Source organism: Bradyrhizobium mercantei (genome assembly GCF_001982635.1).
GTDB classification, from domain to species: domain Bacteria; phylum Pseudomonadota; class Alphaproteobacteria; order Rhizobiales; family Xanthobacteraceae; genus Bradyrhizobium; species Bradyrhizobium mercantei.
Genome location: NZ_MKFI01000002.1, coordinates 1122138 through 1137680, shown reverse-complemented (window position 1 = coordinate 1137680; position 15543 = coordinate 1122138). Strand labels below are relative to the sequence as shown.

13 protein-coding genes are annotated in these 15543 nt (G+C 65.6%); 6 read left to right on the top strand and 7 right to left on the bottom strand.

The annotated features are described in order from the left end of the window. Positions 1-69 precede the first annotated feature (69 nt). Positions 70-360, top strand: a complete 291-nt coding sequence (catC, locus tag BI327_RS12910) for a muconolactone Delta-isomerase (protein ID WP_076860581.1) — start codon at positions 70-72, stop codon at positions 358-360. Between the two features lie 2 nt (positions 361-362). Here the strand turns inward: catC and BI327_RS12905 are convergent, their stop codons facing one another. From BI327_RS12905 to BI327_RS12885, 5 genes are all read right to left on the bottom strand, one after another. Then, positions 363-953, bottom strand: a complete 591-nt coding sequence (locus BI327_RS12905; protein WP_076860580.1) for a TIGR02281 family clan AA aspartic protease — start codon at positions 951-953, stop codon at positions 363-365. Positions 954-978: 25 nt separating this feature from the next. Beyond that, positions 979-1182, bottom strand: coding sequence for a DUF1289 domain-containing protein (locus BI327_RS12900; protein ID WP_026192618.1), 204 nt, complete (start codon positions 1180-1182; stop codon positions 979-981). Between the two features lie 154 nt (positions 1183-1336). Beyond that, a complete protein-coding gene (locus BI327_RS12895; protein WP_076860579.1) occupies positions 1337-2944 on the bottom strand; it encodes a sensor histidine kinase in 1608 nt (535 codons plus the stop codon). 156 nt (positions 2945-3100) lie between these two features. Next, a complete protein-coding gene (locus BI327_RS12890; RefSeq protein ID WP_076860578.1) occupies positions 3101-4546 on the bottom strand; it encodes an L-lactate permease in 1446 nt (481 codons plus the stop codon). Between the two features lie 159 nt (positions 4547-4705). Continuing rightward, entirely contained in the window at positions 4706-5656 is a 951-nt protein-coding gene (locus BI327_RS12885; protein WP_283807786.1) for an NAD(P)-dependent oxidoreductase, read from the bottom strand. 135 nt (positions 5657-5791) lie between these two features. Between BI327_RS12885 and BI327_RS12880 the strand changes: the two genes are divergently transcribed. From BI327_RS12880 to BI327_RS12860, 5 genes are all read left to right on the top strand, one after another. Next, on the top strand, positions 5792-6229 hold the full coding sequence (locus BI327_RS12880; protein WP_076860577.1) for a VOC family protein: 438 nt from the start codon (positions 5792-5794) through the stop codon (positions 6227-6229). Between the two features lie 109 nt (positions 6230-6338). Next, positions 6339-7472 carry an Mrp/NBP35 family ATP-binding protein gene (locus BI327_RS12875; RefSeq protein ID WP_076860576.1) on the top strand — a complete coding sequence of 378 codons (1134 nt, stop codon included), beginning with the start codon at positions 6339-6341 and terminating at the stop codon, positions 7470-7472. Positions 7473-7679: 207 nt separating this feature from the next. Then, entirely contained in the window at positions 7680-7913 is a 234-nt protein-coding gene (locus tag BI327_RS12870) for a hypothetical protein (protein WP_076860575.1), read from the top strand. A 309-nt stretch (positions 7914-8222) separates the two neighbouring features. Beyond that, positions 8223-9311, top strand: coding sequence for a TRAP transporter substrate-binding protein (locus BI327_RS12865; RefSeq protein WP_076860574.1), 1089 nt, complete (start codon positions 8223-8225; stop codon positions 9309-9311). A gap of 246 nt (positions 9312-9557) precedes the next feature. Further along, a complete protein-coding gene (locus tag BI327_RS12860) occupies positions 9558-10646 on the top strand; it encodes a TRAP transporter substrate-binding protein (protein ID WP_076860573.1) in 1089 nt (362 codons plus the stop codon). A 66-nt stretch (positions 10647-10712) separates the two neighbouring features. On the opposite strand, the gene BI327_RS12855 is transcribed toward BI327_RS12860, so the two are convergent. Next, positions 10713-12266 (bottom strand): efflux transporter outer membrane subunit, encoded by a 1554-nt coding sequence (locus BI327_RS12855; RefSeq protein WP_076860572.1) that lies wholly within the window; start codon positions 12264-12266, stop codon positions 10713-10715. 13 nt (positions 12267-12279) lie between these two features. Continuing rightward, positions 12280-15525, bottom strand: coding sequence for an efflux RND transporter permease subunit (locus BI327_RS12850; RefSeq protein ID WP_076860571.1), 3246 nt, complete (start codon positions 15523-15525; stop codon positions 12280-12282). Positions 15526-15543 lie beyond the last annotated feature (18 nt).

Genomic DNA, 15543 nt, shown 5'->3' with positions numbered 1-15543 from the left:
CAATGGGGCCGCCGCGATCGCGCGGCGGCCCCAAACCGTTTCATCCCACCGAAGAAAGAGTTCACCGTCATGCTGTTTCATGTCGAGATGGAGGTGCGGATCCCGCACGATCTCCCGGCCGAGCGAACCGACGCGCTGAAGCAGGCGGAGCGTGTCCGCGCCATGGAGCTGCAGCGCAAGGGCGTCTGGCGCCATCTGTGGCGGGTGGCCGGACGCTACGCCAATGTGAGCATCTTCGACGTATCAGGCCCGCAGGAGCTGCACGACATCCTGTCCAGCCTGCCGCTGTTTCCCTTCATGGAGATAAAGGTCACGCCGCTGTGCCGGCATCCGTCATCGATCCACGACGACGACAAATAGTGCTAGTCGACGACCGTGCGCGGGCGCCGGTGGCGGCTTGAGGTGTTGATGCTGCCGGTGACGTCGGGGTAGCCGGTCAGCGACAGCGTGTCGGAGCGCACGCCCCAGCTTTCGAGCCGGTCGAGGAAGCTCATGCCGAGCAGGTTGGTCTTCATCTGGCCGCGCTGCACGACCAGCGCCGGCACCGATTTCTCCACCAGCTTGCCGACCGCGAGACGGTCGAGCGTCAGCCGCGCCGCCTTGGTGTGACCGCCGGCGGTTTCCAAATCGACATTGTATTCGAGCATGTCGGTCGGCAGCCCGATCGCCTTGGCGGTCTCCCAGGTCAGCACCACCGAGGTCGCGCCGGTGTCGATCACCATCGGCGCGCTGACGCCGTTGATCTTGGCGCGGAACGCGAACTCGCCACCCTGGCTGCGGACGATCTGCACCGCGGGGGCGGAGGAGGCGGTGGAGGCCGACGCGGCGACGCTGCGCCCGAAGATCTGGGTCAGGTTTTCCCGGGCGCGGGCGATCTGCTCGGGATCACCATAGGCGACGACGGCGCCGGCGGTGGCCATCAGCAGCAGAATGACGAGGAGGATGCGCGTCATGCGGCGCCTCCGGTCGCGGCGGTCGTCACGCGCGCTTCGGACGCGGCTCCATGCGCTCGAGCCCGGCCTCGGCCATGCGCGCCGGCAGCGTCGCCATGACCGACAGCCGCTCCGTGCGGTCCATCTTGTGCCAGCGTGCGATCTCCGGAAGCGTGCGGCCACACCCGAAGCAGAGCTTCGTCCTGGGGTCCATCATGCAGACTGCGATACACGGCGTCTCTGAGCTCATTCTTCAACTGTTGAACCGTTTCAGCCGCCAGTGCAAGCCAGCCGACGCGGGATGCACCATCACGCCTCGGCTTTTTGTCGCGAGCATGGTCGTCGCCCGAACGCCTGGCGTTTATTGGCAGCGAAGACCGCGTCACGATTGTCCGCGACATGCTCTACAATCCGGTGCCGGCACTCATGATCGACTTGCGGCGCACCCGCTTCCGGTCGGCGCCCATCGCCGGCTCGACGGGCTCCGGCGGTTGCATCGGCGGCGCTTCTTCCGCCATCGGCGCCAGCGCGCTCATCACCCGTTCCGGCGGCAAGGTCACGATTACCTCGGTGCCGATGCGCAGCTTCGATTTCAGCGTGAAGGTGCCGCCATGCATGTCGATCAGGCTTTTCGCGATCGGCAATCCAAGGCCCGCGCCCTGTTCCGCCGATTTGATCGAGTTGGAGCCCTGGCCGAACGAGGCCAGCACGACCGGGATTTCGTCCTCGGCGATGCCGCTGCCGGTGTCCTTGACGCTCAGATATTGCCCACCCGACGCGGTCCAGCCGACCTTGAGCCAGATTTCGCCGCCCTGCGGCGTGAACTTGATCGAGTTGGAGAGCAGATTGAGCACCACCTGGCGGATCGCGCGCTCGTCGCCCCAGATCCTGGGCATGCCATGCTCGAACACTTCGTGGATGGTGATGCCGCGGCTGGAGGCGCGCAGCTTCAGCAGATGGTGGCAGTCGGCGACGACATGCACCAGCGCGACGGCCTCTTCGTTCAGCTCATAACGGCCGGCCTCGATGCGCGACAGATCGAGGATCTCGTTGATGAGATTGAGCAGATGCACGCCGGAATTATGGATGTCGGCGGAATATTCCTTGTAGACCGGCACGGCGTGCGCGCCAAAGATCTCGCTCTTCATCACCTCGGAGAAGCCGAGGATGGCATTGAGCGGCGTGCGCAGCTCGTGGCTCATCTGGGCCAGGAAGCGCGACTTGGCGACATTGGCGGACTCGGCGCGGTGCCGCGCCTCGTCGGAGATCGCCTTGGCCTGTTCCAGTTCGCCGATCAGCGCGTCCTTTTCGGCGCGGGCTTCCAGCGTCGCCAGCGTGGTGGAATGCAGGCGGTGCGCCAGCAGCGCGAAATAGCCCTCGGCGGCAAGCGCGAGCAGCGCCAGCACGTAATTGTCGAACGCGCCATTGAGCACGAGGTCGAGCGCGATCCCGACCGTCACGGGAACGGTCGCCGCGAGTGCTGCGATCGGCAGGCTCGCCGCCAGCATGCTGGAGACCGCGATCACCAGCAGCATCAAGAACATCATCAGCGTGTTGGATGCGAGATCGCGCCCGGCGGGGTGGATCAGGATCGCGGTCCAGCACAGGCCGTACAGCAGGTCGAGCAGCACGAAGCGGGTCCGCCATTTGCGGGTCACCGCGACCGAGGTCGGCTCGGCGAGGAAGCGGGAGCAGCTGCGGATGATCAGGAGATGGACGCAGAGGATGCCGACCGTCCAGGCGCCGGCTACCAACGGCTTCATCCAGAGGCCAAACAACACGCCGGTTGCTACGACGAGCAGCATCACGACGTAGGACGCCGAGATCCGGGTCTGGGCGTATTGACGAAGCAGCTCGGCGTCGAACGCCGGGCGGGTTCCACTGGTTGACGTTAACCGATCTCGCGCCTCGCGCACCCGCTGTGCGGCGACGCGCCGGCTGTTCACCGGCGCCGCCACCTGAGGTCCTGCCGGAAGCGCTACAACTTCAGGCTTTTCTGCGGGATTACTCATAAACAACACAAATCCTGCCAGCGAACCGCGCGGGCCTTTTGCATTGTCTATCTGTGACGCCAAATCATTAAGCGATGACTTAAGAAGCTAAAGAAACTCGTTAACGGGGGGTTAAATTAACTTTTGGCGGGGCGTGCGCCGCTGTGCGCGATGACCTCACCATCGCATCAGCAGCAGTGCCGCGGCACTCACCAGGATCGCGAGCGGAACCGCACCGAGCGGCCAGCCGCGCAGATACACCGTCCGCTCGAGGTCGGGCTTTCCGACCAGCGCACAGCCGACCGCGACCCGCACCGGCGACAGCATGGTCAAGGCCGCGGCTGCGGTGTTCTGGATGGCGCCGAGCCAGGGCAGGCTCAGCGCAGCATCCCTGGCGAGCGCGATCTGGGCCGGCATCAAGAGGCCGTTGGCGGCGTTGCTGCTGCCGGTCAGAAAGCCGAACGCTGCGGCAAACAGCGGTGTTGCGAGAACAGCGAGCGGACCAAGTCCCGACCTCAGGCCTTTTGCAAGCCCGTCTGCGAGGCCCGATGCGGCCATCACCTGCGCCAGCGCCAGGAAGCAACCGATGGTGAGGATGGGCTTGCCGCCACGGGTCCATGCCCGCGCCAGCGCCGACGCCGACGGCCGTCGCATCGCGACCGTCGTGGCGAGGCCAACCGCCAGCAGCCAGGAGCTTGGATGCAGCAGGGGAAACCAGGTCGGACCGTCGGCGAACGGCCGCACCGCGAGCGCGGCGCGCAGCCATTCGTTCACCGGCGTGATCGCGCGGGTCGCCATCAGGATCGCGATCAGTGCGACATAGGGCAATCCGACGCGAAGCGCCGACCGCCACTGCGCCCGATCGGGCCGGCCGTCCATCAGGAATCTGGCGACGATCAGCGGCCCGAGGGCGGCGAGTGCCGCGACCTCCGGACCGAACAGGAGGTTGGCCGCGACCAGCAACCCGCCGGCCGCGATCGTGCACACCGCCTCGCCGGCGAAGTCCAGCGGCGTCCCCGGCACTTTGGCGATCGCGGCGATGCGCCAGAACAGCGCGAGCCAGGCGATGAGCAGCGGCACGGTGAGGAGAGCGCTGTGCACGCCGAGGTCGGTCGGCGCGATCCCTGACAGTTGCGAGCCGACGATCGTGCCGTTCGCCATCGCACCCCACGACACCATCATCTGGCTGAACAGCCCGAACAGGATTGCGTGCAGGGGCGCGAGCCCGATGCCATTGAGCAGCGGCGCGACCGTGACCTGGCCGACGCCGAAGCCGGTCGCTCCCTCCGCGAACGGGCCGATCAGAAAGCACGTGGTGTAGAGCTGCTTGCGGCGCCGCTCCGCAGCCACCGGCGCCGGGCCACCGGCCGCGCTGTTCTCCGAAACCACCTCGCGGAAGAACAATCCTCCAAGAATGACGGCGCCGACGAGCAATGCCAGCCACCCTCCGCGCGCGATCGCGCCGAGCGCATCGCGAACGCCAAAGGGATGCGGTGGCGCCGCCAGGGCGACAATGAGGGAAGTGACGAGGCCGAACAGTCCCACCAATGTGGAGGACACGCGTCCCGTCGCGATCAGCATCGCGACGACGGCGAACGGGAGCGACCACACCAGGTATTCCAAGGTCGTCTCACTTTCCTCGCGGGCGTCCGGCGTCGACGGCGGGTTTCAATCCGCCGCCATCTTTAGGCGCCGACGGCCTGCGAGGGTGTGGAATTTGCGAGACGCCGTCGCATGGCTGGTGACCCGCTCGCGCGGATCACCGTGGCCGCATGCGAGCAGTTAGCGTTGCAGACGGGCGAGCAGGCTCGACGTATCCCAGCGCTTGCCGCCCATCTTCTCGACCTCGGCATAGAACTGGTCGACCAGCGCGGTGGCGGGCAGGGTGGCGCCGTTGCGGCGGGCTTCCGCCAGCGCAATCGAGAGGTCCTTGCGCATCCACTCGACCGCGAAGCCGAAATCGTACTTGCCTTCGTTCATGGTCTTGTAGCGGTTCTCCATCTGCCAGGACTGCGCGGCGCCCTTGGAGATGGTTTCGATCACGGCGGCGACGTCGAGGCCGCTCTTCTTGGCGAAGTGGATGCCTTCCGACAGGCCCTGAACTAGGCCGGCGATGCAGATCTGGTTGACCATCTTGGTGAGCTGGCCGGCGCCGGCCGGTCCGAGCAGCTTGCACATCCGCGCATAGGCGCCGGTGATGATCGGCTCCGCGCCCGCATAGGCGTCTTCGCTGCCGCCGCACATCACCGTCAGCACGCCGTTCTCTGCGCCGGCCTGGCCGCCGGACACCGGCGCGTCGACGAACTTGAAGCCGGCCTTGGTGGCGGCGGCATCGAGCTCGCGGGCGACCTCCGCGGAGGCAGTGGTGTGATCGACGAAGGTCGCGCCCTTCCTGATCCCGGCGAACGCACCGTCGGGGCCGATCGTGACCGCGCGCAGGTCGTTGTCATTGCCGACGCAGCACATCACGAAATCCTGACCTTCGGCGGCGGCCTTCGGGGTCGGCGCGGTCTTGCCGCCGAACTTGTCGGCCCATTCCTTCGCCTTCGCCGCGGTTCGGTTGTACACGGTGACCTCATGGCCGCCCTTTTTCACGAGGTGTCCCGCCATCGGGAAACCCATTACGCCGAGACCGAGAAAAGCGACTTTAGCCATGTCTGATACCTTGTGATTTGCCGTGGTGATCGCCCCTTGAGACCGCCGGAAAACGTCGCGGCGGGCGGGGCATTCCATCCAGGGAAGGAGCCGCACCATACCCCCTGCGCAGCGGAGGGCAACGGCTTCGTTGGATGGCAGACCCCGGTTTTGTGCTAGGATCGGGCGATCTCAAGGGTTGCAAAGAACCTCACAAAAAAGGGAGTGTCTCGCATGGGCATGAGCGTCGGTGTGCTCGATCATTTCAATATCCGGACCCGGAATCTGGCCGCCACGGTGCGGTTCTATGAGGACATTCTGGGTCTGGAAAAGGGCGCGCGGCCGAACTTCGCGTTCCCCGGTGCGTGGATGTACAGCGAGGGCAAGGCGGTCGTGCATCTGGTCGATATTTCATCGACGGACGAGGCACAAAAGCCTGACTCGGGCGTCGTCCATCACGTCGCCTTTGCCAGCCAGGGTTTTGACGGGATGCGGCAGCGGCTTCAGTCCAAGGGCATGGAATTCGACTCGCGCCAGGTTCCCGGCGGCGATCTCTGGCAGATCTTCGTGAACGACCCCAACGGGGTGATGATCGAGCTGAACTACGAGGCCGCCAAGGAAGGCGGCGCGGCAGCGCCGGCCGAGCGGCGGGACGACGTCGGAGCGAGGTAGCCTTTTGCGCCGCAACGCTCTATTGGGTCGTCTCCTGGGCGTGATCCGGAAAAGTGTGAAGCGGTTTTCCGACAAGATCACGCCCCGCTAAAAAGCCAGGAGATGCGCGGTGAGCGTGACGCAGCAACAGGTTCTCGATTGCCTTGCCAAGGTAATGTCGCCGCGCGGCGTCCCCTTGACCAACGCCAACGTGCTGTCGGCGATCACGGTCACCGACGGCAAGGTGTTCTTCTCCATCAACGTCGATGCGGCGGAAGCCCGCGCCTGGGAGAGCGTGCGTGCGCAGGCCGAGAACGCCGTGCGCGCCATTCCCGGCGTCAGCGTCGCCATGATCGCGCTGACCGCGGAGCGCAAGGCGGGCAGCGCAGCGGCGCCTGCGCCGCGGCCGGCCGGCGGCGTCCAGCCGGCCTCCGCGCACCGTCATCCGCATCCGCCCGGCGCGCAATCACCGATGGCACGCCAGGCCGAGATCCCCGGCATCGCCGCCGTCATCGCGGTGGCCTCCGGCAAGGGCGGGGTCGGCAAGTCGACGACCGCGCTCAATCTCGCGCTTGGCCTGCGCGACCTCGGCCTGCGCGTCGGGCTGCTCGACGCCGACATCTACGGCCCCTCGGTGCCGCGGCTGACCGGCATCCGCGAGAAGCCGCAGCTCAACGACGACAAGAAGATGATCCCGCTCGTGCGCTTCGGCCTGTCGATCATGTCGATCGGCTTCCTGGTCGAGGAGGACACCGCGATGATCTGGCGCGGGCCGATGGTGATGTCGGCGATCACCCAGATGCTGCGCGATGTCGCCTGGGGCACGCTCGACGTGCTCGTCGTCGACATGCCGCCCGGCACCGGCGATGCCCAGCTCACGCTCGCGCAGAACGTCCCGCTCAAGGGCGCCGTCATCGTCTCGACGCCGCAGGACCTCTCGCTGATCGATGCCCGGCGGGGACTGGCGATGTTCAAGAAGGTCAATGTGCCGGTGCTCGGCATCGTCGAGAACATGAGCTATTTCCAGTGCCCGCATTGCGGCACCCGCTCGGACATCTTTGGCCATGGCGGCGCCCGCCACGAGGCTGAGAAGCTCGGGGTGCCGTTCCTCGGCGAAGTGCCCCTGCACATCGCGATCCGCACCGCCTCCGATTCCGGCAATCCGGTGGTGGAGAGCGAGCCGGACGGCCCGCACGCGGCGATCTACCGCGCGATCGGCGGCAAGGTCCGCGAGCAGCTGCAAGGCGTCATCGCCGCGGCCTGAGCCCTCGCCGTGGTCCCTGGACCGATTGGCCCAAAGGCGGACCCCGGCGGCCCTTCTGCACAGGCCGGTCGCGCCGGGGCGATTGCTGAATCAGTTCCGCCCTGTATGTTTGTGCAGGACTGGCCGAATCGTACCCTTCGAATCTGGTGAGGGCGGCCAGGGAGTGAGGCTGAAACCGCGGGAAGGGTCGTGAGGCGGACCATCGACATGGCAGCATCACGCGAAGCAAACAAAGAACGCAAACATCTGACGCGGGAGAAGCGCGAAGAGGCCTCCCGGCTGGCGTTCAACCTTGCCAAGAAATCCGACTCGATCGGAGAAGCAGCCACGACGATCTCGAAGATGTACGGCGTCAGCAAAACCACCGCGCAAGGCTGGATCCGGCGTGGGCGGCTTCTGGCCATCAAGGCCAAGAAGGCGCGGGAGGCGGCGCGGCGCTGATCGTTCCGATCACCCGGTGGTTGCGAGCGGGCGGGACGGCCCGCGCGCGGCGATTTACCGCGCGGCCGACGGGCAGGATCGCGAGCCGCGGCAAGGCGTGATCGCCGCCGCCCGAGCCCGTATTTTCCAGCAGATTTCTCGCGTCATCAGACTTTCGTTTAATTGGCGCGGTCATGCCATTGTCGCGTTTCCGTGACGCCGCCTTCCGTGTTAAAGGGCCGACCCAGAGCGCCTCGGCGGGGCTTCGTGCGTCCTGCCGGAGAACTGCTTGCGGTCACTGGGAAACGCCCCTCAAGGAGAAGCCTTACGATGAAGCGTCGTGATTTTTTGAAAGTTTCTGCGGCCGGTGCTGCCGCGACGGCGGTTGCCGCGCCGGCGATCGCGCAGTCCTCGCCTGAAATCAAGTGGCGCCTGACCTCGAGCTTCCCGAAGTCGCTGGACACCATCTATGGCGGTGCCGTCGAGCTGTCGAAGTACGTCGCCGAAATGACCGACAACAAGTTCCAGATCCAGGTGTTCGCGGCGGGTGAAATCGTCCCCGGCCTGCAGGCGCTGGACGCGACCTCCAACGGCACCGTCGAGATGTGCCACACCGTGTCCTACTACTATGTCGGCAAGGACCCGACCTTCGCGATCTACGCGTCGGTGCCGTTCGGCCTCAATGCCCGCATGCAGAACTCCTGGTGGTACCAGGGCGGCGGTCAGGAGCTCGGCAACGAGTTCTTCAAGAAGTTCGGCGTGATCGGCTTCCCCTGCGGCAACACCGGCACCCAGATGGGCGGCTGGTTCCGCAAGGAGATCAAGACCGTCGCCGACATGTCGGGCCTCAAGATGCGCATCGGCGGCATTGCCGGCCAGGTGCTGCAGAAGGTTGGCGTGGTGCCGCAGCAGCTCGCCGGCGGCGACATCTATCCGGCGCTGGAAAAGGGCACCATCGATGCCGCCGAGTGGGTCGGTCCCTATGACGACGAAAAGCTCGGCTTCCAGAAGGTCGCCAAATACTACTACTACCCGGGCTTCTGGGAAGGCGGCCCGACGGTGCACGCCTACACCAACCTCGAGAAGTGGAACGCGCTGCCGAAGAACTACCAGGCGATCCTGACCAACGCGACCGCCAACGCCAACAGCTGGATGGCTGCGCGCTATGACATGCAGAACCCGTCGGCGCTGAAGCGGCTGGTTGCCGGCGGCACGCAGCTGCGTCCGTTCACCAACGAGGTGCTCGAGGCCTGCCTCAAGGCGACCAACGAGCTGTGGGGTGAGATCTCGGCCAAGAACCCCGACTTCAAGAAGTCGATCGAGGCCATGCAGGCGTACCGCTCCGACCAGTATCTGTGGTGGCAGGTTGCCGAATACACCTTCGACAGCTTCATGATCCGCTCGCGCACCCGCGGCTGACGGCGTTTCGAGCGTTCGCGAGAAGAGAACGTGCCGACGGTTTCGACTTAAGTAGCCCGGCCTCCGCAAGGAGGCCGGGTTTTTTGCGTCTGGCGTTCGGGCAGGGGATGCTCCATGCTCGCGCCCGAAGCCTCGGCACGAAGGCGGCGCGTGATCGGTCACCGGTCACGACGGCAAAGAAAAGCAGCGCGACGATCGCAAGCAGTCGACGCTCGGACAACACAATCATACAGGGCAGGATTCGAAATGAAGCGTAGGGATTTCATCAAGGTCACGGGACTGGGCGTCGCCGGTGCCGCAACGGTTGCCGCTCCCGCGATCGCGCAGTCGATGCCGGAGCTGAAATGGCGTTTGACGACGAGCTGGCCGAAGTCGCTCGACACGCTGCACGGTGGCGCCGAGCTGATGGCGAAGGCGGTCGGTGAGGCCACCGACAACAAATTCCAGATCCAGACCTTTGCCGCCGGCGAGATCGTGCCGGGCCTGCAGGTGCTCGACGCCGTGCAGAACGGCACGGTCGAGATGGGGCACACCGCGCCCTATTACTATTTCGGCAAGGACCCGACCTTCACCTTCGGCTCCTCGGTGCCGTTCGGGCCCAACATGCGCCTCAACCAGGCCTGGTTCATGCTGGGCGGCGGCAAGGAGCTGCTCAACGAGTTCTACAAGAGCTACAACGTCACCTCGCTGCTCGCCGGCAATACCGGCTGCCAGATGGGTGGTTGGTTCCGCAAGGAGATCAACAGCGTCGACGATCTCAAGGGGCTCAAATTCCGCATCGGCGGCTTTGCCGGGCGCGTGATGCAGAAGCTCGGCGCGGTGCCGCAGCAGCTCGCGGGCGGCGACATCTATCCGGCGCTGGAAAAAGGCACCATCGATGCGGCCGAGTGGGTCGGTCCCTATGACGACGAGAAGCTCGGCTTCTACAAGGTCGCGCCGAACTATTACTTCCCCGGCTGGTGGGAAGGCGGCCCGATGCTGGTGGCGATGATCAACCTCGACAAATGGAACGCGCTGCCGAAGCACTATCAGTTCGTGCTCGAGCAGGCCGGCCATCTCGCCAACAACTGGATGATGGCGCGTTACGACCAAGCCAACCCGATCGCACTGAAGAAGCTGCTGGCGGTCGGCACCAAGCTGCGTCCGTTCCCGGCTGCGGTGATGGAAGCCTCCTTCAAGGCCGCCAAGGAGCTGCATGCCGAAGTTTCGGCGAGCAATGCCAACTTCAAGAAGGTCTATGACTCCCTGACGTCGTTCTCCAACAACGGCTATCAGTGGTTCCAGGTCGCCGAAGTCGGCTACGACAATTTCATGGCGCGCCACTCGCAGGTGTGACCGCGCCCGGCATTGCCGCAAAAAGGAGCCCCGAAGCGATCGCTTCGGGGCTTCGCATTTGAACGCTCACGTTTTCGACGCGACGCGGCTTTCGAACACGCATGATCGCCAGTCGCTGGTCGCGCAATCGGTCGGCCAGCCGCCGCCGAGCGCCATGAACAGCGCCGCGGTGTCGGACAGCCGCGTCGCCACCGCCTGCACGCGGGTGATCGCGGCGTTGAAATAGGCCTGCTGCGCATTCAGCACCGTGACCTGCGTGACCTGTCCCAGCACGAGCTGCTTCTGCACGATCTCGAGGCTGGCCTTCGCGGTATCTTCCGCCTTGATCGCGCTCTGCACGGCGCGGGCGTCGGCCTGCAGGCTGCGCAGCGCGTCGGCGACGTTCTGAAATGCCGTGATGACGGCCTGCCGGTACTGCGCGTTGGCCTGGTCGAGCGCGGCTTCAGCCGACTTCTGCTTGTGGTACAGCGTCAAGCCGTCGAACACGGTCTGCGTCGCGCTGCCCGCGACGGTGTAGAACAGCGTTCCCGGCGTGAACAGCCCGGCGAGCGTGGTGGCGCTGGTGCCGGGGTTGGCGCTCAGCGTGATGTTCGGCAGCCGCGCCGCGACAGCAACCCCGACCAGCGCGCTCGCCGAATGCAGATTGGCTTCGGCCGCGCGCACGTCGGGGCGCTGCGCCACCAGCGTGCTCGGCAGGCTCACCGGCAGATTGGCCGGCAGCGTCAGGCGCTGCAGGTCGAATTTCTGCAGGATCTCGTCGGCGGAGAATTGCCCGGCCAGCGCGGTGAGCAGGTCGCGCTGGATCGCGAGCTGCTTCTGCAGCGGCGGCAGGGTCTGCTCCGCCTGCGCCAGCGCGGTCTCCTGCGCCAGCACATCGACCTGCGCCGCCTGTCCGGCCTCGAACTGGTTCTTGAGAATGCCGAGGATGTCGCGCTCGATCTTGATGATGCGCTCGGTGGCCGCGATCTGGCCGCGCAGCGACGCCTCCTGGATCGCCGCGGTCACCACATTGGCAGTGAGCGTCAGATAGGCGGCTTCGAGCTGGAACCGGGTCTGCTCGGTGATCGCATCGAGGCTTTCGACCGAGCGGAAATTCTCGCCCCAGATGTCGGGCACGAAGCTGATATTGAGCTGCGCGGTGTGCAGGGTGTAGCGCTGCTGCGCTGGATCGCCGGGGCCCGCCTGCGTCGTCATGTTCGAGATCTGCTGATCGGAGGGCGTGTAGTTGACCACGACCTGCGGAAAGTACAGGCCGCGCTGCGCCAGCGCGTTGTAGTTCGCGACCTTGATCGCGGCCTCGGCGGATTGCAGCGACGGATTGCGCTCGACCGACAGGCGGATCAGCTGGTTGAGCGGCGCGGAGCGGAACGCCGCCCACCAGCGCGTCGGGATGTCGGCACCATTGGCGAAACGCTGCTGCGCCGTGCGCGGCCCGGCCGGATCGGTCGCCGGCGATCGCAACGGCTCCGGAGTGTAGCCGGCGACATCGGGCGCCGGCGGCGAGGTGAAATTCGGACCGACCGCGCACGCTCCAAGCAGCAGCGCGCCGGTGCCGAGGGCCAGCGCGCGCAGGGTGCTGGCGACGGTCGGGCAGGGCATTCGGGTGCTGAGCTCGTTCATTTGCAGGATGCCCCTAATGCGCGGCTTCGGGCGGGGCCGCGGCCGGCGTCTCGCTGGGCGAGGCGGCGCGCTCGCGCGACAGGAAGATCTTGCGCAGCGCGGGCGCCACGATCAGAAGCAGCAGCGGGCCGATGAACATGCCGCCGACCACCACGGTCGCGAGCGGCCGCTGCACCTGGCTGCCGATGCCGTGCGACAGCGCGGCCGGAAACAGCCCGACGCCGGCAGACAGCGCGGTCATCAGCATCGGACGCATGCGCTGTTCGGCGCCATTGAACACCGCTTCCGCGATGCTCTGGCCCGCCGCGCGCAGCTCGCGGAAATAGGTGATGTTGAGGATGCCGTCCATGACCGCGACGCCGAACAGCGAGATGAAGCCGATCGCAGCCGAGATCGAGAAGTCGAGCCCGGCGAGATAGAGCGCGATCAGGCCGCCGCCGACCGCGAATGGAATGCCCGCCAGCGCCAGCAGGCTGTCGCGCAGCGAATTGAACAGGCTGTAGAGCAGCACGAAGATCAACAGCAGCGTGACCGGGACCACGATCATCAGCCGTGCCTTGGCGGCCTCGAGATTGTCGAACTCGCCCGACCAGATCATGCGGTAACCGGTCGGCAACGGCACCGCCTGCGCGATCTTCGCCTGCGCCTCGGCCACCGTGCTGCCGAGATCGCGGCCGCGGACGCTGAACTTGATCGGGATGTAGCGCTGGCTGCTTTCGCGATAGATGAACAGCGCGCCGGTATCGAGCGAGATGTCGGCGAGCTCGCTCAAGGGAATGTAGGCGTTGGTGCCCGACGGCGTCGCATAGGCGACCTTGATGTCGCGCACCGCGTCGATGCTCTGGCGGAATTTCGGATCGAGCCGCACCACCACGCCGAACTGCCGGTCGCCCTCCAGCACGGTGGTGGCATTGGCGCCGCCGAGCGCGGCCTGCACGACGGTGGTGACGTCGCCGGTGTTGAGGCCGTAGCGCGCGGCCTTTTCCCTGATAACCCGGATGTTCAAATTGGGCTGGCCGACCAGATGGAAGATGCCGAGATCGGCGACGCCGCGGATCTTGGCCATCTCCTGCGCGACCTTGGTCGCGAGCCCCTCGAGCACGTCGAGATTGGGGCCGATGATCTTGATCGAGTTCGCGCCCTTGACCCCGGACAGCGCCTCTTCGATGTTGTCCTGGATATACTGCGAGAAGTTGAAGGTGACGCCGGGCATCTCCTCGTCGAACTCCTTCTGCAGCTCCTCGGTCAGCTTTTCCTTGGTCAGGCCCGGCGGCCACTGGTCGAACGGCTTGATCGGCGCGAACAGCTCGACATTGGAGAACGGCGAGGCGTCGCTGCCATTGTCCGGGCGGCCGTGCTGCGACACCACCGTGATGATCTCGGGGTGACGCAGCAGGATCTCGCGCATCTTGCGGGTCGGGTCGGTACCGGCCTCGAGCGACATGGTCGGCGGCATCGAGGCGCGGATCCAGAAATTGCCTTCCTCGAGCGCGGGCAGGAATTCGCTGCCGAGCCGGCTCGCCGCCAGCGCGCTAAGGCCGAGGAAGATCACCCCGGCCGCGATCGCGACCTTCAGATGCGACAGCGACCAGCGCAGCAGCGGCGTGTAGGTCTTGCGTAGCCAGCGCACGATGATGGTTTCGGTCTCCTCGATATGCTTTGGCAGCAGCAGCGACGCCAGCACCGGGGTCACCGTGAAGGTTGCCAGCAGCGCGCCGGCCAGCGCGTAGCCATAGGTGCGCGCCATCGGGCCGAAGATCTGGCCTTCGACGCCCTGCATGGTGAACAGCGGCACGAAGGCGGTCACCGTGATGGCCGCGGTGAAGAACACCGCCTTGTCGACCTGCAGCGCGCTGACGAAGATCATGCGCAGCCGCTCAGACCAGCCCGGCGCGGGCTGGCCGCGTTGCGTCGTCGGATCGTCTCCCCAGTAGCCCTCGGCGAGGTTTTGCAGCACGCGCAACCGGTTCTCAGGCGCCGACTGGAAATTGCGGAAGATGTTTTCCATCATGATGACGGCGGAATCGACGATGATGCCGAAATCGACCGCGCCGAGCGACAGCAGGTTGGCGTCCTCGCCCTGCAGCACCAGGATGATGATGGCGAAGAACAGTGCGAACGGGATGTTGGCGCTGACGATCAGCGCGCTTCTGAGGTCGCCGAGGAAGATCCACTGGATTACGAACACCAGCAGGCAGCCGAACAAGAGATTGTGCAGCACCGTGTGGGTCGTGACGCCGACCAGCGAGCTGCGATCGTAATAGGGAACGATCTTGACGCCCGGCGGCAACGTGCCATCGCTGTTGATCTTGGCGACCTCTTCCTCGACCTTCGGGATGATGTCGTTGGTGTGCTGGGTGCGTCCCATCACGACGATCGCGGCGGCGACGTCGTCGTTGCGGTCCTTGCCTGCGATCCCGAGCCGCGGCACATAGCCGACCGAGACCTTGGCGACGTCCTTGATCTGGATCGGCAGTCCGTTCGACTGGGTCAGGACGATGCTCTCGATGTCCGCGACCTTGGTGCCCTTGGTGACGTCGTCATCGCCGCCGGAATTGATCAGGCCGATGCCGCGGATATTGACCGATTGCTGGCCGATCGCGATCTCGCGGCCGCCGACATTGACGTTGGCGTTGCCGAGCGCGCTGATCAACTGCGGTACGGTGATGTTGTAGGACTCGAGTCTGGCGAGATCGGCGTCGACGTTGAACTGCTTGGTGGTGCCGCCCCAGGAGTTGATCTGCACCACGCCTGGAATCGTCATCAGCCGGCGGGCGACGACGTAGTCCTGCAACGTGCGGAGATTGGTCAAGCCGAAATTGGGCGGACCGACCAGCTGGTAGCGGTAGATCTCCCCGACCAGGCTGGATTGCTGGATTTGCGGGATCTGATTGCCGGGAAGCTGGACGTTCTGGGTGAGGTTGTTGGTGGCCTGCGAGAGCGCGAAATAGTAGTCGACGCCGTATTTGAAGGTGACCCGCACGAACGACAGGCCGTAGAACGAGGTCGAGCGGATGTTGACCACGCCCGGCGTCGAATACAGCCCGACCTCCATCGGGATCGTGTAGTACTTCTCCATTTCCTCGGCGGAGAGGCCGGCGGCCTGCGCCGTGATCTCGAGGATGACGGGTGCCGGGTTCGGATAGGCCTCGATGTTCAGCCTGGTGAATGCAGCGAATCCGGCCGCGCAGAACACCGCGAGGCCGAGCACGATGACGGCGCTTCGGGTCAGGCCGAATTGGAGGAGGCTCTTGATCAAGGTGCTGCACTTACTGTT